Annotated in this window: 16 protein-coding genes; 6 read left to right on the forward strand and 10 right to left on the reverse strand. The window is 59.9% G+C overall.

Annotated features, from left to right (window positions below; translation table 11 throughout):
• Nucleotides 1-88 precede the first annotated feature (88 nt).
• Nucleotides 89-694 (forward strand): TetR/AcrR family transcriptional regulator, encoded by a 606-nt coding sequence (locus tag ACSQ8V_RS08945; RefSeq protein ID WP_213763948.1) that lies wholly within the window; start codon nt 89-91, stop codon nt 692-694.
• Nucleotides 695-1,951: 1,257 nt separating this feature from the next.
• Nucleotides 1,952-3,367, forward strand: a complete 1,416-nt coding sequence (locus ACSQ8V_RS08950; RefSeq protein ID WP_436205483.1) for an NAD(P)/FAD-dependent oxidoreductase — start codon at nt 1,952-1,954, stop codon at nt 3,365-3,367.
• A gap of 96 nt (nt 3,368-3,463) precedes the next feature.
• On the opposite strand, the gene ACSQ8V_RS08955 is transcribed toward ACSQ8V_RS08950, so the two are convergent.
• From ACSQ8V_RS08955 to tauA, 7 genes are all read right to left on the reverse strand, one after another.
• Nucleotides 3,464-4,429 (reverse strand): CobW family GTP-binding protein, encoded by a 966-nt coding sequence (locus tag ACSQ8V_RS08955; RefSeq protein ID WP_436205484.1) that lies wholly within the window; start codon nt 4,427-4,429, stop codon nt 3,464-3,466.
• Nucleotides 4,426-6,081, reverse strand: coding sequence for an amidohydrolase (locus ACSQ8V_RS08960; RefSeq protein ID WP_436205485.1), 1,656 nt, complete (start codon nt 6,079-6,081; stop codon nt 4,426-4,428). Before ACSQ8V_RS08960 ends, ACSQ8V_RS08955 begins: the two co-directional genes overlap by 4 nt.
• Nucleotides 6,082-6,106: 25 nt before the next feature.
• Nucleotides 6,107-7,492, reverse strand: coding sequence for a sodium:solute symporter family protein (locus ACSQ8V_RS08965; RefSeq protein WP_436205486.1), 1,386 nt, complete (start codon nt 7,490-7,492; stop codon nt 6,107-6,109).
• Between the two features lie 13 nt (nt 7,493-7,505).
• Nucleotides 7,506-7,715, reverse strand: coding sequence for a DUF3311 domain-containing protein (locus ACSQ8V_RS08970; RefSeq protein WP_436181663.1), 210 nt, complete (start codon nt 7,713-7,715; stop codon nt 7,506-7,508).
• A gap of 202 nt (nt 7,716-7,917) precedes the next feature.
• Nucleotides 7,918-8,787 carry an ABC transporter permease subunit gene (locus tag ACSQ8V_RS08975; RefSeq protein WP_436205487.1) on the reverse strand — a complete coding sequence of 290 codons (870 nt, stop codon included), beginning with the start codon at nt 8,785-8,787 and terminating at the stop codon, nt 7,918-7,920.
• 40 nt (nt 8,788-8,827) lie between these two features.
• Nucleotides 8,828-9,643: a taurine ABC transporter ATP-binding protein gene (locus ACSQ8V_RS08980; protein ID WP_213763941.1), complete on the reverse strand. Its 816-nt coding sequence runs from the start codon at nt 9,641-9,643 to the stop codon at nt 8,828-8,830.
• A gap of 31 nt (nt 9,644-9,674) precedes the next feature.
• Complete coding sequence (gene tauA, locus ACSQ8V_RS08985; protein ID WP_436206624.1) at nt 9,675-10,697, reverse strand: taurine ABC transporter substrate-binding protein; 1,023 nt, start codon at nt 10,695-10,697, stop codon at nt 9,675-9,677.
• A 310-nt stretch (nt 10,698-11,007) separates the two neighbouring features.
• On the opposite strand from tauA, the gene ACSQ8V_RS08990 reads away from it, so the two are divergent.
• Entirely contained in the window at nt 11,008-12,525 is a 1,518-nt protein-coding gene (locus ACSQ8V_RS08990; protein WP_436206625.1) for a PLP-dependent aminotransferase family protein, read from the forward strand.
• A gap of 145 nt (nt 12,526-12,670) precedes the next feature.
• Nucleotides 12,671-13,087: a nuclear transport factor 2 family protein gene (locus tag ACSQ8V_RS08995; protein WP_436205488.1), complete on the forward strand. Its 417-nt coding sequence runs from the start codon at nt 12,671-12,673 to the stop codon at nt 13,085-13,087.
• A 96-nt stretch (nt 13,088-13,183) separates the two neighbouring features.
• Here ACSQ8V_RS08995 and ACSQ8V_RS09000 read toward each other — a convergent pair whose 3' ends face one another.
• Both ACSQ8V_RS09000 and ACSQ8V_RS09005 read right to left on the reverse strand, forming a co-directional pair.
• Nucleotides 13,184-13,939, reverse strand: a complete 756-nt coding sequence (locus tag ACSQ8V_RS09000) for an IclR family transcriptional regulator (protein ID WP_213763938.1) — start codon at nt 13,937-13,939, stop codon at nt 13,184-13,186.
• A 172-nt stretch (nt 13,940-14,111) separates the two neighbouring features.
• The gene (locus ACSQ8V_RS09005; RefSeq protein WP_436205489.1) at nt 14,112-14,945 is read right to left on the reverse strand and encodes an IclR family transcriptional regulator; all 834 of its coding nucleotides are present in this window, start codon (nt 14,943-14,945) and stop codon (nt 14,112-14,114) included.
• A 288-nt stretch (nt 14,946-15,233) separates the two neighbouring features.
• On the opposite strand from ACSQ8V_RS09005, the gene ACSQ8V_RS09010 reads away from it, so the two are divergent.
• Nucleotides 15,234-16,892 (forward strand): GMC family oxidoreductase, encoded by a 1,659-nt coding sequence (locus tag ACSQ8V_RS09010; RefSeq protein ID WP_436205490.1) that lies wholly within the window; start codon nt 15,234-15,236, stop codon nt 16,890-16,892.
• Nucleotides 16,893-17,072: 180 nt separating this feature from the next.
• A complete protein-coding gene (locus tag ACSQ8V_RS09015) occupies nt 17,073-18,377 on the forward strand; it encodes an MFS transporter (RefSeq protein WP_213763935.1) in 1,305 nt (434 codons plus the stop codon).
• Between the two features lie 1,300 nt (nt 18,378-19,677).
• Here ACSQ8V_RS09015 and ACSQ8V_RS09020 read toward each other — a convergent pair.
• On the reverse strand, nt 19,678-20,442 hold the full coding sequence (locus tag ACSQ8V_RS09020; RefSeq protein ID WP_213763934.1) for an IclR family transcriptional regulator: 765 nt from the start codon (nt 20,440-20,442) through the stop codon (nt 19,678-19,680).
• Between the last annotated feature and the right edge of the window lie 157 nt (nt 20,443-20,599).

The raw sequence follows: 20,599 nt of genomic DNA on the forward strand, positions 1-20,599 counted from the left end.
TAAGCAACAAGTGCGATTTTTGCAACAGACATGTTCATCGCTTGCGGGTAGACTTATCTAATTCGACCGACTAGATGGTAGGACAAGCATGACAGCAACGGGTGAAGTGACAGCGGGAAGAATTGTCGAGGCGGGGCGTCAACTCATCATGCGTCGGGGCTACAGCGGGTTTAGCTATTCCGACGTTGCCGACGCGATCGATATTCGCAAGGCAAGCATTCATCACCACTTTCCGACCAAGGCGGACCTGGCGATCGCCGTGGTGCAACAATCGCGCGAAATATTCGACGCCGACATGGCTTCACTGCAGGCGAGTGGCGCCGACGCCGTCGCGCAGTTGCGCGCGTATATCGGTTACTGGGAACGCTGCATTGCGGACGACAGCGCGCCGTTCTGCGTAGCCGGCATGCTGGGCGCGGAAATGCCGGCCTTGCCCGACGAAGTGGCGCAAGCAGTCAGAGGGCACTTCGAGAACCTGGCTACGTGGCTCGAACACGTACTTGAGTCTGGCGTGAAAGCCAGGCAGTTCAAACTGAGTGCATCGGTGCAGATTGAGGCCAGCAAGCTCGTGTCGCTGGTCTATGGCGCGATGCTGGCGGCGCGAGCCTATGGCAACGCGGCGCTCTTCAGGGACGTTACCGCTGATGCCGTGGAAACGCTTGTCAAGCCGCGCAAGGCAAGCAGGACCGAATGAAGACAAGTGGGAGTGCCACGCCTCGCGTGTGGATAGGGCTGATCGTCATCGACGTCGAAGTAGTCTGAACGAGCAGCGGGGGAGGCCTTCATTTCATCCGATACCGCCTGAAATGACGCGAGCGCAACGAAAGCGCTTCAATCCTTGCATGAGGTTGGCCCCGCTCGTGCCGCAGCCCATGATGCAACAAGAACCGCAACGCGCGTCTGATCCGCGTTGACAGCTCGCCCAGATGGGCGGGCATTTCGGCGATGAAGTCGAGGAACGTGAGGCCGCCAGTGTCCCGGCCTGCGTATCGATGAAATGGTCGGCCGCTGTGCCGCGACGACACACGCTGCATGTTTGCGTGCCAGTCGCGGCGGGTTTCACACAAAAAAGAGGAGAGACCATGAGAGCAGTCTTCGTGGGTCCGGCGAGTGTGGCCGGAACGTTGACCTATTCGGCGCAGGGTTCGGTGAGTCGTTTGCGACGCGCGTTCGAGCCAGCGGCTCGGGATTTTGCTATTCGGTCGGCCGTCGTCTCGCGAGCTTTGGTCCTTATGTCGTCGTGTGCTTTCAGCGAAGTATGGGCTCGAAGGCGGCATGTCGACCGGCATGATTTCCGGCGAGTTCGAAGGCCGTCGCTCCACCTCGTTTTTTCAGTGCCGTAATAATTTTCCGGTGAGTCTTGTTCGAGCCGTCAGATTTGGCAAGTCGGGGACAATATTAACGAGTTTTTTTGCGCCCACGCACTTAGACGTCCCGGCATTCTAATGCTCCCTGCGTGCCGGCCGGCTAGCTTCCATCGACACGCGCTTGGCTGATAATCACGTCATCCGTTTATGTGTGCTGTCCGCTTTCCGTATGCAACGGCTTAAGGCCTGCCGACCGTATCCTGATAGAACTCCTGGAGCATATTCACGCGGTCGAGGTGAGCCCCAAGAAATCACTAGCCCATTCGTTCTGCGCTAATCGCAAGCCGGATCGACAACCGCTAGCCGCGGCACATCCCCCTGAACCATCCCTCTGCTTGCACCAAACGAAAGCAACTGACTGGACCTACCGTCGGCTGCGTGGTCTTTCTACAATCTTCACAAGTGAATCGCCGATAAGGGCGACATCATCCGGCTTGTAGGAAAAGAAGACGTCCCTATGGCGGACGCATCGAAGCAGAAGGATCCAAACGTTTCGAGTTTCGCCATGAGCTGATGGCCTTCCAACGTGCGTTCCTCAATGAACGTCCCCAAGCAGAACTTTTGATCCCGACGAGGAGTGTCGCATGGAGCACAGTGCAGTCGAACGGGTTGCGCCGAGCGTGTCTGTTGAACGAACCAGCGCTACGCAATACGATCAGACATACGACCCGCTGGTTTCTCCCGGTCCCGGTCACGGCAAGCAATACGCACCGACATACTGGGTCGCAACTGCCGGTGCGCCGCCGCCCGACGACGGCCCGGTCACCCAGGACATCGACGTGGACGTGGCGATCATCGGCGGGGGCTACACAGGCCTCGCCACGGCGCTATGTCTCGCGCGCGAACATGGCATCAAGGCAGTGGTCCTCGAAGCCAACAGGACGAGCTGGGGTTGCAGTAGCCGCAACGGTGGCCAAGGCCAGAACGCTTCCGGGCGTCTGTCACGCTCACAATGGATCGAACGATGGGGCAAAGACGTCGCGCTGAAAATGCACGACGAGATCCTGGAAGGTTTCCAGAATTTCAAGTCGCTGGTGGCCGAAATCGATTGCGATCCGCAGCCGGGCGGTCACTTCCTGATCGCGCATCGCCCGCGCATGATGGAAAAGCTCGCTGCCGAGGCGAAGGTATGGAAGAACGTGTTCGGCTACCCGTCCGAGTTGCTTGATCAGGAAACGTTCCGTCGTGAGTATGTGAACGATGCCGAAGCGGCCGGCGCGCTTCATGAACCCGAGGGCATCGGCATTCATGCATTGAAGCTCGCGTTCGGCTACTTGCGGCTTGCTCGCGAGGCGGGAGCGCGGGTGCATCCATCGAGTCCGGTGATCGGGTGGGAAACCATCAACGGGGTCCATCATCTCCGTACGCCCGGTGGCATCGTACGGGCCCGTTCTGTGGGCATTGCGACGGGTGCTTATACGGCGCCCGACCTTCACCCGTCGCTGACGAGCCGTATCATGCCGATCCTGTCCAATTCGATGGTGACGCGTCCGCTCACGCAGCAGGAAATTGCAGCATGCAACTTCCGCACGACACAGGTGCTCACTGACACGCGCACCCTGCGTTTCTATTACCGCTTCCTGCCGGATAACCGGTTGCAGATCGGTAGCCGCAGCGCAATCACAGGCGCCGATGCACCGAATTCCCGACACTACGACCTGCTCGTGGAAGGCATGGTTCGCAAGTTCCCCGCGTTGCGCGGCGTTGCGATTGACTACTCGTGGTGGGGCTGGGTCGATGTCGCTCACGACATGATGCCGCGCATCTGTCAGCCTGATCCGAAGCAATCGGTCTATTACGCTCTAGGTTATGGTGGCAATGGCGTGTCGTATTCGCAGCAGGCGGGGCGGCGACTGGCTGAACAGATAGCGGGGAAGGGAGGCAAACAGACGCTGCCGATTTTCACGTCGCCGCTACCCGGTCACCCGTTCGCGCCGTTCCGGCGGATAGGTCAACGGATGCTTTATCAGTTGTATTTCAGGCGCGACGAGAAGCCCTGAAAAAGGCGCGTAATCACTTACGCGCGCGTGGCTTGGAAGCATGGCAAATATAGCTCGCGATCCGACTGATCCGCCGATGTCGTTTGGTGGCGGTCTCTAGCGGTGGCGTGCCGTCGATGTTGCTGCAACAAGCGCGTCGAGCGTAGCCTGTTTCGTTTTATTGTCGAATAGGCCGATAAGAACAATGACGGACTCCGTGACAACTTCGCCGGGAAATTGCGTGATAAGAATACGGCCACCCGCCACATGAAGTTCTTGTGTCGCCGCTTCACCGTCCAGCAGGATCAGGCCTTTCGCTCGCAACAATCGGCCGGAGACGCTTCGCAGCGCGTCCTTGAGCTTCTTGCGATCGAAGCGAGCGCCGGTACGAAACAGAAAGCTGCAGAAGTCCACCGGCAGCTTCGGGTTTGGACTAGTCATCGAGCGCGGCCAGCCGGCGCGAAGCTGGTCCGTGACGTTGTGATCGAAGAAGAGTTCCAGGGGAGCCGCGCCGTTTGTCGTTTCCAGCATGATCGCGGTATGGGCCACTGTCGCCAGATCAGCCACGATAGCCGATTTATTCTGCTCATCGATCAAGTCTGTTTTGGTTAGAAGTATTGCCGTCGCCCCGGCGATCTGTTGCCGTGCAATATCACCTACATACGGATCGAGCAACGTCTGCGTGATGGATGCCAAATCCACCGCAACGACAATTCCATATAGCCGGTACGCGCGATCGAGCAGCCCGATTTGCGCGATGCGCACCGGGTCCGACACCCCGCTTGCCTCGATAATCAGAAAGTCGGGCGGATCGGGCCGGTTGCTGATCGCAAGCAACGCGTCGACGAGTCGGTCGCCAATCGAACAGCAGACGCAGCCGTTCTCCAGGTTGATGACGTCGTCGGTGCGCGCCTTAATCAGCGCCGCGTCGATATTGATCGCACCAAAGTCGTTGACGAGCACGGTAATGCGGCGCTGTCCCGCATTCGCGAGCACATGATTGAGCAGCGTCGTCTTGCCCGCACCCAGATAGCCGCCGACGACAATCAGCGGAATCGGCCTCCGGACGCTGCTCGCTGTCATCCTGCCGGCCCCTGGAAGATGCGGCCACCGAGCACGGTTCCCCACACTTGCAGGTTCTTCAACCGCTCGGGCGCGACCTCACTCGGATCATCCTCCAGTACGGCGAAGTCGGCGAACTTGCCCACCTCGATACTGCCGACAAGATGATCCATCTTGAGCGTGTAGGCGGCACCTAGCGTAATTGCCCGCAACGCGTCCGCCACCGGGACACGCTCACTTGCGCCCAGCACTCGCCCGGAAGAGGTCTCGCGTTGCGAAGCACACCATGCCGTGAACAATGGATTCAACGGTGTGATGGGAGCATCGGAATGAAAGGCGAACGGTATACCCAGGCGCCGCGCTGATTCCGCGGCGTCCATGCGGTTCGCGCGATCGGCGCCCATGGTTTGCTCGTAGTGCGCATCGCCCCAGTAGTAGAGATGGTTCGAGAAGAAATTGATGCACAGGCCCAGTTTTGCCGCGCGTGCGAGCTGGCTTGCGTCGGCCATCTGGCAGTGCTGCAGCGTATGTCGATGATCGCGACGAGGGTGGCGGTCGAGAATCTTTTCGAGCGCATCGAGGACCAGTTCGGTTGCCTCGTCGCCGTTGGTATGAATATGCAATTGCAGCCCGGCTTCATGGAACGGCGCGAATACATCGACAAACTGGCTTGGCGGAATCAACCACAATCCATTGGGCTTGCCGTTCAGATATCCCGGCCATTTGAGGCGCGCGGTGAAGCCTTGAATAGACCCGTCGACAATGAATTTGACCGGTCCAAAGCGCAGCTTGTCCGTGTTGTCGCCGATAGCCGACAGGACGCGCTGCGGGCCGCCTTCAGGGCAGCGCTGCGGCGCAAATGCGGGAACGATTCTGAGCGGGTAGGCCGGGTCGTTTGTTATGTCTCTCAGGTTCTGATTACCTCGTTCAGAAAAGTCGTTCACGAGGTCGGTCGCGGTCGTGACGCCAGCTAGTTGAGCGACCCGGCCGAAATTCCAGATGGCTTCTTTCTTCTCGCTGGCCGCAATGGAAAGGCCGCCGCCGATCAACCGGTACACGGGGAACATGGCCGCGAACTCCTGCAGTTCGCCGGTCGGCTTGTCATCGGCATCCTTGCCGATTCCGTCGATGTCCGTCTCGCTGTCAATGCCCGCGAGCGCCAGCATCGCGGAATTGACGTTCATCAGATGCACGCTGGCATGGAGTACGACGATGGGCCGCCCGGTGCAGACGGTATCGAGTTCCTTGACTGACAAGCGCGTCGTGCCGAAGAAGATTGGATCAAAACCCCAGGCGAGCAAAGGAGCCTGCTGGTCTGTAATCAGATCGTGGGCCGCCTTGAGCCGATCGATCACGGCGTCGAGCGTTTGCAATCCGGGCCGACGAACGCCATCGGGGCCGCGACGATCGTGATAGCCGACATAAACCGCGTCCCACATCGCGCCTTCCATCAGGTGGCAATGACCCTCCACCAAACCTGGCATCAGCACTTTGTCTTTGAATGTATTGACGATCTCCGCATCGCCCCACTGTTTCACGTCATCGCTATTCCCAACCGACAGGATCCTGCCATCACGAATGGCGACATGAGTGGCGTGTGGTTGCGCCGGGTTCATTGTAAGGATTCTCTTTGCGACAAGAACCTGGATGGGACTTTTTGATGCGTTGTTCATAAACGCTCGCTAGGTGATTCAGCAGTCAAGACAGAGCATGCACGTGAGGCCGCTTCATCGCCAGATGTACCACTGCGAGGACGGCAACATTCACGGCAAGGCAACCAAGGCCCAGATTCAAGCCGTCCAGATCAACCTGCAAGACATACAGGACGATAGCCAGGATTTGCCCGGTGAGCATGCCGGCGGCGATTGCGGCTGGCCGCACGCGAAGTCCGAACAGGATCGCGATGACGCCGGGGAAGAACTGGGTGATGCCGTAGTACGTGGTGTTGATAAGCGTGAGCATGAGGTTCGGCGTCAGCAGGGTCATCACGATCGACACTATCAGGTAGATGACGATCACCACCTTTGCACTTGCCTTCTGCTTGTTCTCGGGCATGTTCGGCAGCAGGTTGCGCGTGACGATTGGTCCGATGGAAAGGCAGATGCCCGCCAGCACGAGCAGTCCCGAAAGCGATGCGCCGGCGGCAACGAGACCCAGCAACCAACCCGGCAGCAAACGGATCGCGGCTGCGAAGAACGCCTCGTTGGGCGAAGCAAGATGCAGGTTCTGGCTGATCGCATAGTAGGAGGCGACCACGAGGAACGGATACATCAGCATGTAGAGCGGCATGGCGACCTGCGTGCGCCGGATCGTGTTCGCGCTCTTCGCCGTGAAGAAATTCTGCACCGCGAAGGGCATTACATAGAAGCCGAGCGACTGGAACAACATGGTGCTCATTGAGAACGTCAACTGATGCGCGTCCATCCGGTTGCTGACGTGCAGGCTTGCCGCGTGGAAGACTTCGGTGACGCCCACTTCCGCCGAGACCGCGACCCCGGTGATAACAATGGCGGCAACCATGAGAATATCTTTAAGTACTGCAATATAAGCCGACGCCCGCACGCCCGCAATCGCGATGTAAGTGAACGCGAGCATGGCCGATATCAGGATCAGATAGAACGGCTGGAAATTCCAGCCAAGCCCCTTGAGCGCGGCCACCAGCCCGGTGAACTGCAATTGGCCCCACGGCAGCAAGAACAGAATGGCGGACGCGGCCACGACGAGTTCGAGCGTACGGCTCTGGAAATGGCCCTTGAACAGGTCGGGCAGGGTGATCGCGTTATAGCGTTTGCCAGCTTGCCAGATTTTCGGTCCGAGAAAATAGCCTACCGGATACGCCAGCAGGATGTAGCCCAGGAACCAGACACCGTAGGTCGGTCCCTTCGCATAAATACCGCCGGGAAAGCCGACCATCGTGCCGATGCTGTAGATTTCACCCGCTGCGAGAAAGAACACGAGGTATGCGCCGAACTGCCGCGATGCAACAAAAAAGTCGTGCACGCTTTGCGGGCCGCGGCCCGATTTCGAACGGATCGCCAGGTAGAGCGAAAAGGCGATGAAGCCTAGAAATACGGCGGTAGCCATCCGTCATCCTCCTTCAGTTATTGTCGGGATGTGCATCGTCGAAATGGCAGTCGAACAGGCGCCAGCAGAGCATCAGGCAGCCCGACGTCAGGACGAACCATCCAAAGATCCAGGCGTAGATGAACGGGACGCCCAGCACGGTCCGGTCGACCGACGCCACCCACGGCAGCAGGCCGATGACGCCTATATAGGGAATACCGATCCCGATGAAAAGCTTGAGCATGGTCGTCTCCGTGTGTTGCGATCTTCGGGCGGACTTCTACTGGATTCGGACCCTTGAATGAGCTGCGGGTAATCCACAGTTGAGTCGCTTTTGCCGCGAGCGCCTCCAGTATTGCAAGCCAAAATCAAGGATGAGTAGGGCCAGTGCTGGTAAATCGCTAAGTCCACATGCCGCTGCTCGCGCGCAGCGGCATGTTCAAGCACTAAACCTTGCCCTTCCAGGGCACGAGCACGCGCTCCACATAACGCATCAGCATGTCGAAGCACAGCGCGAAAAATCCGATCACGATAATGCCCATGATGACGACATCGCTTGCGAGAAACTCGGCGGCATTGAGCACCATGAAGCCAAGTCCGCTTGTGGAGGCCACCATCTCGGCTGCGACCAGCGTGGTCCAGCCCACGCCGATGCCAATGCGCATGCCCGTGAATATCTCGGGCATCGCGGATTTGAGGATCACGTAGAGGACCACTTGCGTGCGCGATGCACCCATCGAGTAAGCGGCGTGAATCTGCTCGATCGATACCGAACGCACGCCGGCACGCGCGGCGATGGCAAGGGGCGCGAAGATTGCGAGGTAGATCAGGAACACCTTCGAGAACTCGCCAATGCCGAACCAGATGATGATGAGCGGCAAGTAGGCAAGCGGCGGCAACGGACGATAAAACTCAATCGGAGGATCAAACAGGCCACGCGCAATCCGTGACACGCCCATCATCACACCCACGGGTATGGCGGTGAGGCACGCCAGCGCAAAGGCGCCGAACACACGCAAGAGGCTGATCCCGGTATGTTGCGCAAGCGTCGAGTTGGCGAAGCCGTCGGTTGCCACCAGAATGAATTTTGCATAAACGGCCTGCGGCGAAGGCAGGAAGAGCGGCTTGATCAAGTGCAGGTTCGTCACGGCGAACCACACGCCGAACAGGACGAGGACGCTGAACATGCTCGCGGCAAGGCTGCTGCCTTGTCCGGGCACGCCAAACGAGTCGCCAGGCTTGACGGGCTTTTTGGCGAGAACACGCGTACGCCGGCGTGGCCGTTGCGGCGGTTCGGCTGAGGTGTCGGATCTCATGGAAACGTCGCGGTGAGGAAGCGCGTCAATTGATTTCGAACTAGACATGAGCCACCTCCGCCGCTGCGCCGTGAGATTTTTCGTCGCCGTAGATAATGCTGAGTATGCGCTCGCGCATGTCGATGAAGTCGGGGCTCGATTTGACAGCCCGTGCGTCGCGGGTGTCGAGAAACCGCCGGTTGAAGTCGAGCTCATAGGTATGCGTGATACGCCCCGGCCGGGGCGACATCACGATCAGGCGGCTGGCGAGAAAGAGTGCTTCCTCCACGCTATGAGTGATGAAGAAGAACATTTTGTTGGTCTTCTTCCAGACGTCGAGCAATAGCTCCTGGATGGTTTCGCGGGTGAGTGCATCGAGTGCGGCCATGGGTTCGTCCATCAACAGCATGGCGGGATCACAGGTCAAGGCGCGCGCAATACCTACACGCTGCTGCATTCCTCCGGATAACTGATAGATCATATGTTTGTGGAAGTCCTGCAGCCCGACGAGTGCAAGGTTTCGCACGGCAATCTCGCGACGTTTGGCCTTCGCAACCCCCTGCAGCTTCAGCCCGAATTCCGCGTTATCGATCACGTTAAGCCACGGCAGCAATGCGTGCTTCTGGAACACCACGCCGCGATCGGCTCCCGGCCCGGCGATAGGTTCACCCCCGAGCAGCAGCTCTCCGGTTGTCGGCGCGATGAACCCTGCCATCAGCGACAGCAAGGTGGTCTTGCCACAACCCGACGCACCCAGCGCGACGACCAGATCACCTGAATCGATCTTCAGGTTGATGTTGTCGAGCGCGTGCACGCTTTCGCCCGCACGGCGTCCCGGGAACGTCACGCTGACGTTCGTGATCTTCATGCTTTCCATAGATCCCCCTGGTCGACGACCATCGCGTTGTTCACTTGAGCTTCATTGCGGCTTGCGCATACTCGGGCGTGACAAAGCTCGAGTAATCGGAAGCAACCGCATCAATGCGCTTCTGGTCCTTGAGGAACGTCGACGTGTCCTTCAGCGCGAGCGTCGCGCGACCCGAATTGCCGCCACCGAGCCACTGCGCGGACACCTGGTCGGCAAGTGAGGGGAATGCATACAGTGAGAGCGATTCGGGCACTTCGCCGGGCGTGCCGCCGATCATCTTCGCAATGGCCGCTGCCTGCGGTGAACCCGCATTCCACTGCGCGGTATTGCGGCGATATTGATCGTCGGCATCAGCGATAGCCTTCACCAGTTTTGCCATGAAGTCCTTATGCTCCTCGCCCCATTTGCGATCGACCGCGATACCGTCGAACGTCGGTTTGCCGAGCTTCGACAGGTCCCCCGACGTGATCAGCACCTTGCCGCTTTTCTTCAGCTCGGCGAGTGCCGGATTCCACACATACGCCGCGTCGATATCGCCCCGTTCCCACGCCGCGACGATCTGGTTCGGCTGCATGTTGAGGATATTCACATCCGACGGGTTGATGCCCCAGTGCTGCAGCGCGAACATCGTGTGATAGTGAGTGGTTGAAACGAACGGGACGCCGATCGTCTTGCCCTTCAGGTCGGCTGGTTTCGTCACGCCGGAGCCATTGCGTACGACCATTGCTTCGGCCTGGTTGATATTGTCGAGGATCCAGAAAAGCTGCAGATCGACGCCCTGGCTCACGGCGGCAGCAAGCGGGCTCGACCCGATGACGCCTACCTTTACATCGCCGGAAGCCATCGCCGTTGCCACCTTGGCGCCGGACTCGAACTGCCGCCAGTTGATCTTGTAGCCCGTCTCCTTTTCGATGGACCCGTTGGCGATCGCCACGACCCAGGGATCGACGATCTGCTGGTACGCGATGGTGACTTCCTTATCCTTGTCGTCGGCGTGCGCGGGTTGCACCACGATGGTGACGAACGTCGCCAGCACGGTGGCAGCGGCAATGACGCGATGCATCGGGCGGTCGAACCATCGCCGCGAAAGTTTTGATCGTTTATCGTGTTGCATGGCGGATCTCCTGGCGGGCAGCGTGCATGGCACGCAAGTCTTGTCGGATGCGACCGGGGCTTGTCCCGATCGCGGGAACACGGTCGAATCGAGTATCGTCAACTAAAAATAGGGCGAGTTAGTACCAGACGCCGCCGATCGTTGAGTCCACATTCACCGGAGCCGGTCGATGCAGCGAGGTTCGCCCGGAGGGGCCAATGGCGGCGGTCATCGTGCAAACTCGCCGGGTGCAATTGCATTAATCAATCTGGGAGGAAATATGGCTAGCCGGATGTCGTCGGCAATGTGGTCGCAGCGGTTCCAGCGTTCGGCTGAATCCAATATCAGCCTGCAAGGGCAGATTCGGCAGATGCTGGTGGCCGCCATTCTCGACGGGCAGATGTCCGTCGATACCGCCTTGCCGTCGAGTCGCGAACTGGCCGATCAGTTGAGCGTGGCCCGTAATACGGTTGTGCTCGCTTACCAGCAGTTGGTGGAGGAGGGATACCTGCTTTCCCGGGAGCGCAGCGGGCACTTCGTCAATCCGGCCATGCTGGAAGGACGGCACGGCTTTGTCCCGACGCAAACCGTCGCGGCGAACGAGGCGGTCGGGCGCCCCGACTGGACCCAGCGCATTGCGCGCTTGCCGTCCCTGCAGCGCAATATCGTCAAGCAGGCGAGTTGGCAGAACTATGAGTTTCCTTTTATCTACGGCCAGTTCGACCAGACGCTCTTTCCGACGAGCGACTGGCGTGAGTGCTGCATAAAGGCGCTGTCCGTCATGGAGATCCGCAACTGGGCGCCGGACCTGATCGAACGCGACGACGACACGCTGATCCAGCAGATCCGTACGCGCGTGCTGCCACGTCGTGGCGTCTTCGCGATGCCCGATGAAATTGTCGTCACGATGGGCGCGCAGCAGGCGCTCTATCTGATCGCCGACCTGTTGGCGAACGAGCGCACGACGATCGGTTTCGAGAACCCCGGCTATCCGGATGCACGCAATATTTTCCTGAATCGCAACGCGCCGCTGTTGCCGCTGCCGGTCGATGAAGGCGGCGTGCGTCCGGTTGCCGATGCCCATCTGCTTGCGCGATGCGACTACGTGTACGTGACGCCGAGCCATCAGTGCCCAACCACGGCGACTCTGCCGCTCGACCGCCGGCACGCGTTGCTCGAACTGGCGCAGAAGCATGACTTCGTCGTGATCGAGGACGACTACGAGAGCGAGAATAATTTTTCCGGCGCACCGCATCCGGCGCTGAAGAGCCTCGATACCGCAGACCGCGTGCTGTATGTGGGCAGCTTGTCGAAGAGCTTCGCCCCGGGCTTGCGACTGGGTTATGTGGTGGGTCCGCGTGACCTGATTCGCGAGTTGCGCGCATTGCGGCGGTTGATGGTGCGGCATCCCGCGGCGTACATTCAGCGCGCGTTCGCGACCTTTCTCGCGCTCGGTCATCACGATGCGTTGCTGCGCCGGCTCGCCTTCGCCTACAAGGAGCGTGCAGAAGTGCTCAAGGCCGCGCTCGATATCCATCTGCCGGAAGTCCGGCACGCGCGGATTACCGGCGGCTCCTCGTGCTGGGTTGAAGGGCCGCCGTGGCTTGACGCGACGCGTCTCGCGGCTGAAGCCGAGGCGCACGGCATCCTGATCGAACTGGGCAGCGTGTTTTTCATGGAGGGGCTGGAGCAGCGCCAGTGCTTTCGCATGGGCTTTTCGGCGATCAAGCTCGAAAAGATCGAACCCGGTGTGCGCGCGCTGGCGGAACTCGTGCGCGCGCAGCGTCCGCAGGCATGAGCGCTTGGGGCGGACCCTGGCCCAAGCGAATGGGCTCGACTGGAACTACCGCGGGGCGTGAGAGTTATTTAACGTGTCGATGAAACTTGCCGCCGCCATTGCAGAACGGCGTGTGGCAACGCCGGTTATCTGACAGGAGACACGTATGACCGACTCGCTCACCGCGACATCCGAAGTGAAATCCGAAGTGACGGCCGCCACGCTTGCGGCCTTTTCCGACGCTTTCAATCGTCACGACGCCAATGCGTTGATGGGTTTCATGACTGAAGACTGCGTATTCGATGCCGCCGGTGGAAACGATATCCACGGCACTCGTTTCAAAGGCCGCGCGGCCGTACGAGCGGCCTTTGAAACCGTCTTCAAGACTTTTCCCGATGCTCACTGGGGACACGGACGACACTATGTGGCGGGTGGCCGGGGGGTATCGGAATGGGTCTTTACCGGCACGCATGCGGAGGGCTGGCGGATTGAGGCCGAAGGCTGCGATCTCTTCGAGTTCCGCGACGGCCTGATTGCGGTAAAACGCGCGTTTCGCAAGGAGCGTCCGAAGCAGACTGCCTGAGCGCGTCGATGGGCGGCAATGGCATGCCCTACGCGGCTCAGGCGGGCCTATCGCTCGCGCGGCGGCCTCGGGTGTGCCGTTGTATCGACGGGCCGCCTAGAACGTGCTCGCCAGTTCCCGCGCCGCTTCCTGCAGGCGCGGCACGAATTCGAGCGATCGAGATAGCGGCGCGCGAGAAACCGGCGCATGCACGGCGATGGCGGCAATGCTCATGCCGTCCTTGTTCACCACCGGCACCGCGACGCACGCTATGCCCGCGAGAAATTCCTCGTTGTCGATGCCAATGCGCTTATGCGCGGTGCGGTCGAGTTCGGCTTCGAGCATTTCGGGGTCAGTGATGGTATTGGGCGTGAAGCGTTCGATCTTGAGCGCGCGCACGAGCGCCGAACGCTGCTCACGGTTCAACATCATGGCCAGCAGCAACTTGCCGCTGGCGGTGCAATACGCCGGCACCTTCGACCCGGGTTTGAGATCGAGCCGCAGGGGCCACGGCGCTTCCATGCGGTCCAGATAAAGAACTTCGGTTTCGTGCAACATTGTCAGGTTGCAGGTTTCCCCAAGGTCCGCCACCAGCCGCCCGAGAATGGCGTGCCGCAGACGCCGTGCGCCTGAGTGCATGACAACGCCGAGGCCGAGCTGAGCAAGGCGCGGGCCGATCACATACGCGTTCTTGTGGCCCGGTTCCCGGATCACGAGGCCGCCTGCTTCGAGGGACGCCAGCATGCGGTGCAGCGATGGCTTCGGCAAATCGACATCCTGCGCAATGTCAGCCAGCGACACGGGACCTTCCGCATTGACGAGATGTTCAAGCAGCGCGAAGGCACGCAATGTCGGTGTATCAGCAGTGGTCATCGCAACCGTTCCGAAAAATAGATGATCACGATTGTACAGAAACGCCCTACAGGTGGCCCAACTTGATTTCGGGGCGAAATTCCAGACCAGCACCATTCCGGTTTTCGATATTGCCCCATTCGGCCCTTGGCGCAGCAACAGTCGGGAAAGCCTGCGCTCCATCGTCACGCCGCTACCGTTGCGGCGTGGCGTCCGCATGAAGCAGGGGGGCGAGGCGCGCCGCAGTCTCCTTGAGCTTCGGCACGTTCTTGAGCAGGTCGTCGAGGCTTGCCCGTGCGGTTGGCGCATGCACGGCCAGCGAAGCCAGCACGCCGCTGCCGCCGGGTTTGCGCACGGGCACGGCGACCGCCACCATCCCTCGTACGAATTCCTCGTTGTCGATACCAAGACCCCGTGAAGCCAGCCGGTCAAGTTCCGCGCCGAGCAGGGTCGGGTCGGTGAACGTGCGATACGTGTGCGGCTTGAGTTGCATCCGGGCCAGGATGCGGCCGCGTTCGGCAGGCGCCATCTGCGACAGGAACAGCTTGCCGCTCGCCGTGCAATGCAGCGGCACGCGCATGCCGGGCTGCATGTGCAGGCGCAGGGGTTCATTTGTCTCCACGCGCTCGACGTAGAGCACGGCGTCGCCGTCGAGCACCGTCAGGTTGCAGCTCTCTCCAAGCGCATCGACAAGTCCGCGCAGCAACGCGCGGCAGGAGCGGGTAAACGTGCTGTTCGCGAGCATGGTCAGCGCGAGTTGGGTGGCGCGCGGACCGAGCGTTATGCCACGGTCCGCGCCGCGCGAATCCGGTATGTGTGTGACATAGCCGAGTGCTTCCAGCGATTCGATCATGCGCGTCAAGGTCGCCTTCGGGATATGCAGGCGTGCAGACAGTTGCGACAGTGAAAACGGTTGTCCGGCCGCGGCAAGGTGCTCGACGACGATGAGTGCGCGCAGAACGCGGGTGTCCTCGGGGGTCTGTTCCTGTTGCAGGGCAGCATGGGAGGCGACGTTTGAAGACGTCATTGAAGCCGTCATTAACGCGCCACGTGAAGCAGCATTTGACGCGGGGCTCGCGGTGTCTTTCATTGGCACCCTCTGATTAAGGCTGATCGATGTTCAACGCGAGTAATCGGGTTCGGGAGAACCCGGATAAACATCTGAACGCAGCCCTGAAAGTGGAACAAAAAGGTTCTTTTTGAACCGGTTTCATCGATCGTAGCCGGATTTACTTGAAGGCGGAACGAACAATCAATAAATTTCAACGAAACGTACCGAAAAATCTAAAGAACGAAAACAAAGGAGGCTTCAGTAATGGCACGGAGTTTTGACTATGTCATCGTCGGCGCCGGATCGGCCGGCTGTGTCCTCGCCAACCGCCTCTCGGAAAACGGCCGCTACTCGGTGTGCCTGCTTGAAGCCGGTCCGCCTGACCGGTATCTGTGGATTCATATTCCCATCGGCTACGGCAAGACCATGTTCCATCCGGTCTACAACTGGGGCTTCAAGACTGACCCGGATCCGAACATGAATGATCGTCAGTTGTACTGGCCGCGTGGACGCACGCTCGGGGGCAGCAGTTCGATCAACGGGCTGATCTACGTGCGCGGCCAGAAGGATGATTACGACCACTGGAGTGCGCTGGGAAACCGGGGCTGGAGCTGGCAAGAGTGCCTGCCGTACTTCCGGCGGCTCGAACACAACGAGCTCGGGGCATCGCGGACTCGCGGCGTGGACGGACCGCTCTGGGCCTCCACGATCAAGCAGCGTCATGAACTCGTGGACGCGTTCATTGCTGCATCGAACAAGATCGGCGTGCGTACCGTCGAAGATTTCAATAGCGGCGACCAGGAAGGGGTGGGCTACTATCAACTGACGACGCGAAAGGGCTGGCGTTGTTCGACCGCGGTGGCCTATCTCAAGCCCGCACGCCGGCGTCCGAACCTGCACGTGGAAACCGATGCACTTGCGTCGAAGATCATCTTCGAAGGCACGCGTGCCGCCGGTATTCGCTACGTGCAGCATGGACAGATGCAAGAGGTGCGCGCGAATCGCGAGGTGTTGCTTGCGGCCGGTGCGCTTCAATCACCGCAATTGCTGCAGGTCTCGGGCGTGGGTCCGGCGAAGCTGCTCGGCGACTTCGGCATACCGGTGGTCGCGAACCGGCCGGGTGTCGGCGAGAATCTTCAGGATCATCTGCAAGTGCGCCTGATCTATGAAGTCTCGCGGCCGATCTCGACCAATAACCTGCTGAATTCCTGGCAAGGCCGCGCGAAGATGGGCCTGCAATGGGCGCTGTTTCGCGAAGGGCCGCTTGCCGTCGGCATCAACCAGGGCGGTTTGTTTTGCCGTGCGCTGCCCGATGAGGCAAAGACGCCCGACATCCAGTTCCATTTTTCAACGCTCTCCGCTGATTCCGCCGGCGGCGACGTCCACTCGTTTCCCGGCTGCACGTATTCAATTTGCCAGTTGCGGCCGGAGTCTCGCGGGCTCTTGCGTATCCGCACGAATGACATGCGCGACGCACCGTCGATGCAGCCCAACTATCTCTCGACGGATCTCGACCGGCGAACGACGGTTGCGGGCGTGCGTTTCGCGCGCCGGATTGCCGCCGCGGAGCCGATGGCATCGCTGATGAAACGCGAAGTGCGTCCCGGCGCCGATGCGCAGACCGACGACGAACTGCTGCAGTTTTGCCGCGAATACGGTCAGACGATTTTTCATCCGTCGGGGACGGCCAAGATGGGCGTGGCGAGCGACCCGCTTGCCGTGGTCGACGAGCGGCTGCGCGTCTACGGCACGCGAGGGTTGCGGGTCGTCGACTGCTCGATCATGCCGACGCTCGTCTCGGGCAACACCAACGTGCCGATCGTGATGGTCGCCGAAAAGGCATCGGACATGATTCTTGCCGATGCGCGGGCCGATGATCGATCCACGGCAGCGCCTCGCGAAGAGGTTCTGGCGCCGCATTGAACGGTGTAATCCGAAGTTGCATCAAGAAGCACAAAAGAGCCCGGGCCGCATCGCTGAACACGAAGTTGATAACACAGCATGCATACCGGGTAATTCGTGCCCCGGAGGAGACAGGTTTTGGGGCATTGCGTCGGGCGACATGCTGAGGGCGCCGCTCGACCATCCATCGGAGAAGACAGAATGGCAGTCGATAACAAGGTTATCCGCCGCGTTGCGTTCGCGAGCGTCATCGGGGCCACCGTCGAGTGGTACGACTTTTTCCTGTACGGCGTGGTGGCAGGCATCGTGTTCAACAAGCTGTATTTTCCGGCGCACGATCCGCTTGTCTCCACCATGCTTGCCTACGGTACGTTCGCTGTCGGCTTCGTTACCCGGCCGCTCGGTGGCATTATCTTCGGCCATTTCGGCGACAAGGTCGGACGCAAATCCGCGCTCATCTGCACGCTCATCATCATGGGGATCTCGACCGCGGGCGTGGCCTTCGTGCCGACGTACGCGCAGATAGGCATCTGGGCGCCGATCCTGCTGCTCGCGTTGCGCGTGCTGCAGGGCATCGGGCTTGGTGGAGAGTGGGGCGGGGCTGTGCTGATGGCTTATGAATACGCGCCGCCTAATCGACGCGGACTTTACGCGAGCTTGCCGCAGATTGGTTTGTCGATCGGTTTGTGTCTCGCGTCGGGCGTGGTTGCAGCGATCTCGAAGTTGTTGCCCGAGAGCGCGTTTCTCTCGTGGGGCTGGCGCCTCGCGTTCGCCATGTCGCTGGGGCTGGTCGTGATTGGGCTTTATATCCGCGTCAAAGTCATGGAGACACCCGAGTTCCTGGCGCTCAAGCGCACCCGGCGCGATGTGAAGGTTCCGTTCATCGACATGATCACGCGGTATCGCCGTTCCGTGCTGCTTGGTATGGGAGCACGCTGGATTGACGGCGTTTTCTTCAACATCTTTGCCGTGTTCATGATTGGTTATCTCACGCAGCATCTCGCGATGAGCCGGACCGAAGCGCTCACGGGCGTCATGATGGCCGCTATTGTTATGTGCTTTTTCATTCCGTTGTTCGGCAAGATGTCGGACCTGATGGGCCGTACGCGCGTGTACCGGTGGGGCTCGATAATTTGCGGGCTCTCGGTGCTGCCGGCGTTCTGGCTGATGGAAAATCAGGCCGGCAATACCATGATCGTGTGGCTCGCGATCGTGATCCCGTTCGGTATTTTCTATGCAATGGTCTACGGTCCGGAAGCTGCGTTGTTCGCCGAGTTGTTCGATGCTGAAGTCCGCTACACAGGCATCTCGTTCGTGTATCAGTTTTCGGGAATCTTCGCTAGCGGCCTTACGCCGATCATTGCAACCGCGCTTCTGCGGCTGAACGACGGCAAGCCGTGGGCCGTGTGCGTGTATGTGGTGCTGTCGGCATTGCTGTCGGCGTGGTGCGCGCACAAGATGGAACCGCGGAGGGATACTTTCGATGCGATCACCCGGGCGCAATGAGAGGTTGATGTTGGATTTGGGTTCGTTCGCACTGGGGGGATAGGTCTGGTGGTGCTCGATGGGCAGGGGGCGGTGCTTTCGGTGTTAGTGGTCGGGGTTTATGGCGGGGTGGGCGGTTTTTGGGGTTAGTGGGCGGGGTTGATGCTTTCGGCGTTAGCGGTCGGGGTCTATGCCGGGTTGCTGCTTTCAGCGTTAGTGGTCTGCGAGAGTCGGATTTTCTCTTTATCACTGTTAGCCACTGTGCGTGGCGGCACGTCATTTCTTTGTCCAAAGCGACAAAGAAACGAAGCAAAGAAAGCGCTTTTAAACCACGCTACCCTAAGTGTCCACAGCGTGCAGTTTCTATTCATAGGTGCCCCAAAAGCACGGTGCTCGCCAGAGCGACGGATGTGTGAACCCCTCCTTCTCGCGAATCCTGACACGAACACGCTTCGCCCCGTACGCTCTCGGGCAAGCACAATTCGCCCGGCAACCCGCTCGGCCCCACCCGCATTTAAGGCTTCGTTTCTTGGTAGGTTGGGTGAGTGGCTTGCGCTGGAGGGCCCCCGTGGCCAGCTTCGCCAATCACCTCGCGCTATCCGCGGACAACCAACCACCAGATTAGTACGCACTTCGAATCATATTAATAACCCGCATAGAAACGAGGCGCATCGAAATGCGCAAGGCCATAGTAGGCGAAAATAAGGTGCAGGCCACGCAAGCAATCAAAAAAGAAGGAAGCTTTAAATATGCGTCCGACCGCAACCCGCGAAGACGACGGCGCAAACTACGCCGCCAACCGGCCAAGCCATGACGCAGTGAAGACGCGTGAGGCCGCGCGGGTTCCTTGGCAATGGTGCTTGCCCGAGAGCGTTGGGGGCGAAGCGTGTTCATGTCAGGATTCGCGAGAAGGAGGGTTTCACACATCCGTGGCTCTGGCGAGCACCGTGCTTTTGGGGCACCTATGAATAGAAACTGCACGCTGTGGACACTTAGGGTAGCGTGGTTTAAAAGCGCTTTCTTTGCTTCGTTTCTTTGTCGCTTTGGACAAAGAAATGACGTGCTGCCACGCACAGTGGCTAATAGTGATAAAGAGAAAATCCAACTCTCGCAGACCACCACGGCCGAAAGCAGCAACCCGGCATTGACCCCGACCGCTAACCCCAGAACCGACCACCCCCGCATTGACCCCGCCCACTACCCCCAGAACCGCCCACCCCGGCACTAACCCCGCCCACTACCCCCAGAACCGCCCACCCCGAGTGCGAACGAACCCCATCCTCGGTAACCCGCACGTCGCCTTCGACGCAAGAATTTGCAATCAATCGTGAAACGTCTTAGCCGTTTCCGCAGCAGCAAGACGCAGGTCAGGCACAAACGCGAGCAGATCGTCGAGCGCGACGCGACCGATTGGCGCCTGCACCGCGATGGCCGCGCATGCCCGATTGCGATCGAGCATCACCGGCACCGCGATAGCGATCAGCCCCTGCAAGTGCTCCTGGTTGTTGATCGCGAGCAGGCGCCGGCGCGTCGTGCTCAGTTCGTGGCGCAAAGCGTCACGGTCGACAATGGTCCGTTCCGAATACGCGCGCAACGGCAGTGTCTCGATCATCCGCTCGCGCCGTTCGCGTGGCATGAAGCTCAGCAGCAATTTGCCGCTTGCCGAGCAATGCAGGGGCACGTGCGAACCCGGCTGCAAATGCATGCGCAACGGCCACTCCGTCTCCACGCGATCGACATAGACCACGTCGTTACCCGACAACATTGTCAGGTTGCACGTCTCCCCGATTTTTTCCACCAGTTGCTCGAGCAGCGCATGACGTGCCGCTGCAGGACCGGCATGCATCAGCACGTTGACCGCGAGCGAGCGCACCCGTGGCGAACATTCATACAACCGGTCGCCAGCGCCGCGCGTGATGAGGTACGCATCCGTCAACTGCACCAGGATGCGATGCACGGTCTGCTTGGGAAGCGCGAGCGCGTCGACGAGATCGGTCATCGAAAGAGGGCGCCCCGCCTGAGCCAGCGTTTCGAGTACCCGAAATGCGCGCACGGCGGCTGCGTTGGATTGGTTTGATGTCGACATTCCGTCTCCTGAACGTCGTAAATTTCTAGGGGGAATTTGCATCAACTTTATCGCTTTTCGGGACTGCGAAACGTCCCGAAAACTGTATTTTTCGCTGCTATGGGAGGGGTAGCGAGGGTTAGATCGAAAAACGGGACTTCGCTGTACGCGTGGCTGA

This window comes from Caballeronia sp. LjRoot31, from assembly GCF_964253885.1.
Lineage (GTDB): Bacteria > Pseudomonadota > Gammaproteobacteria > Burkholderiales > Burkholderiaceae > Caballeronia.

What these genes read in the sequence shown, in the direction of transcription:
- ACSQ8V_RS08980 (WP_213763941.1), bottom strand. Translation starts at nt 9,643, where the DNA reads ATGGAAAGCATGAAGATCACGAACGTCAGCGTGACGTTCCCGGGACGC.
- ACSQ8V_RS08945 (WP_213763948.1), top strand. Translation starts at nt 89, where the DNA reads ATGACAGCAACGGGTGAAGTGACAGCGGGAAGAATTGTCGAGGCGGGG.
- ACSQ8V_RS08995 (WP_436205488.1), top strand. Translation starts at nt 12,671, where the DNA reads ATGACCGACTCGCTCACCGCGACATCCGAAGTGAAATCCGAAGTGACG.
- ACSQ8V_RS09010 (WP_436205490.1), top strand. Translation starts at nt 15,234, where the DNA reads ATGGCACGGAGTTTTGACTATGTCATCGTCGGCGCCGGATCGGCCGGC.
- ACSQ8V_RS09005 (WP_436205489.1), bottom strand. Translation starts at nt 14,945, where the DNA reads ATGACGTCTTCAAACGTCGCCTCCCATGCTGCCCTGCAACAGGAACAG.
- ACSQ8V_RS08960 (WP_436205485.1), bottom strand. Translation starts at nt 6,081, where the DNA reads ATGAACAACGCATCAAAAAGTCCCATCCAGGTTCTTGTCGCAAAGAGA.
- ACSQ8V_RS08970 (WP_436181663.1), bottom strand. Translation starts at nt 7,715, where the DNA reads ATGCTCAAGCTTTTCATCGGGATCGGTATTCCCTATATAGGCGTCATC.
- ACSQ8V_RS08975 (WP_436205487.1), bottom strand. Translation starts at nt 8,787, where the DNA reads ATGAGATCCGACACCTCAGCCGAACCGCCGCAACGGCCACGCCGGCGT.
- tauA (WP_436206624.1), bottom strand. Translation starts at nt 10,697, where the DNA reads ATGCATCGCGTCATTGCCGCTGCCACCGTGCTGGCGACGTTCGTCACC.
- ACSQ8V_RS08990 (WP_436206625.1), top strand. Translation starts at nt 11,008, where the DNA reads ATGGCTAGCCGGATGTCGTCGGCAATGTGGTCGCAGCGGTTCCAGCGT.
- ACSQ8V_RS08955 (WP_436205484.1), bottom strand. Translation starts at nt 4,429, where the DNA reads ATGACAGCGAGCAGCGTCCGGAGGCCGATTCCGCTGATTGTCGTCGGC.
- ACSQ8V_RS09015 (WP_213763935.1), top strand. Translation starts at nt 17,073, where the DNA reads ATGGCAGTCGATAACAAGGTTATCCGCCGCGTTGCGTTCGCGAGCGTC.
- ACSQ8V_RS09000 (WP_213763938.1), bottom strand. Translation starts at nt 13,939, where the DNA reads ATGACCACTGCTGATACACCGACATTGCGTGCCTTCGCGCTGCTTGAA.
- ACSQ8V_RS09020 (WP_213763934.1), bottom strand. Translation starts at nt 20,442, where the DNA reads ATGTCGACATCAAACCAATCCAACGCAGCCGCCGTGCGCGCATTTCGG.
- ACSQ8V_RS08965 (WP_436205486.1), bottom strand. Translation starts at nt 7,492, where the DNA reads ATGGCTACCGCCGTATTTCTAGGCTTCATCGCCTTTTCGCTCTACCTG.
- ACSQ8V_RS08950 (WP_436205483.1), top strand. Translation starts at nt 1,952, where the DNA reads ATGGAGCACAGTGCAGTCGAACGGGTTGCGCCGAGCGTGTCTGTTGAA.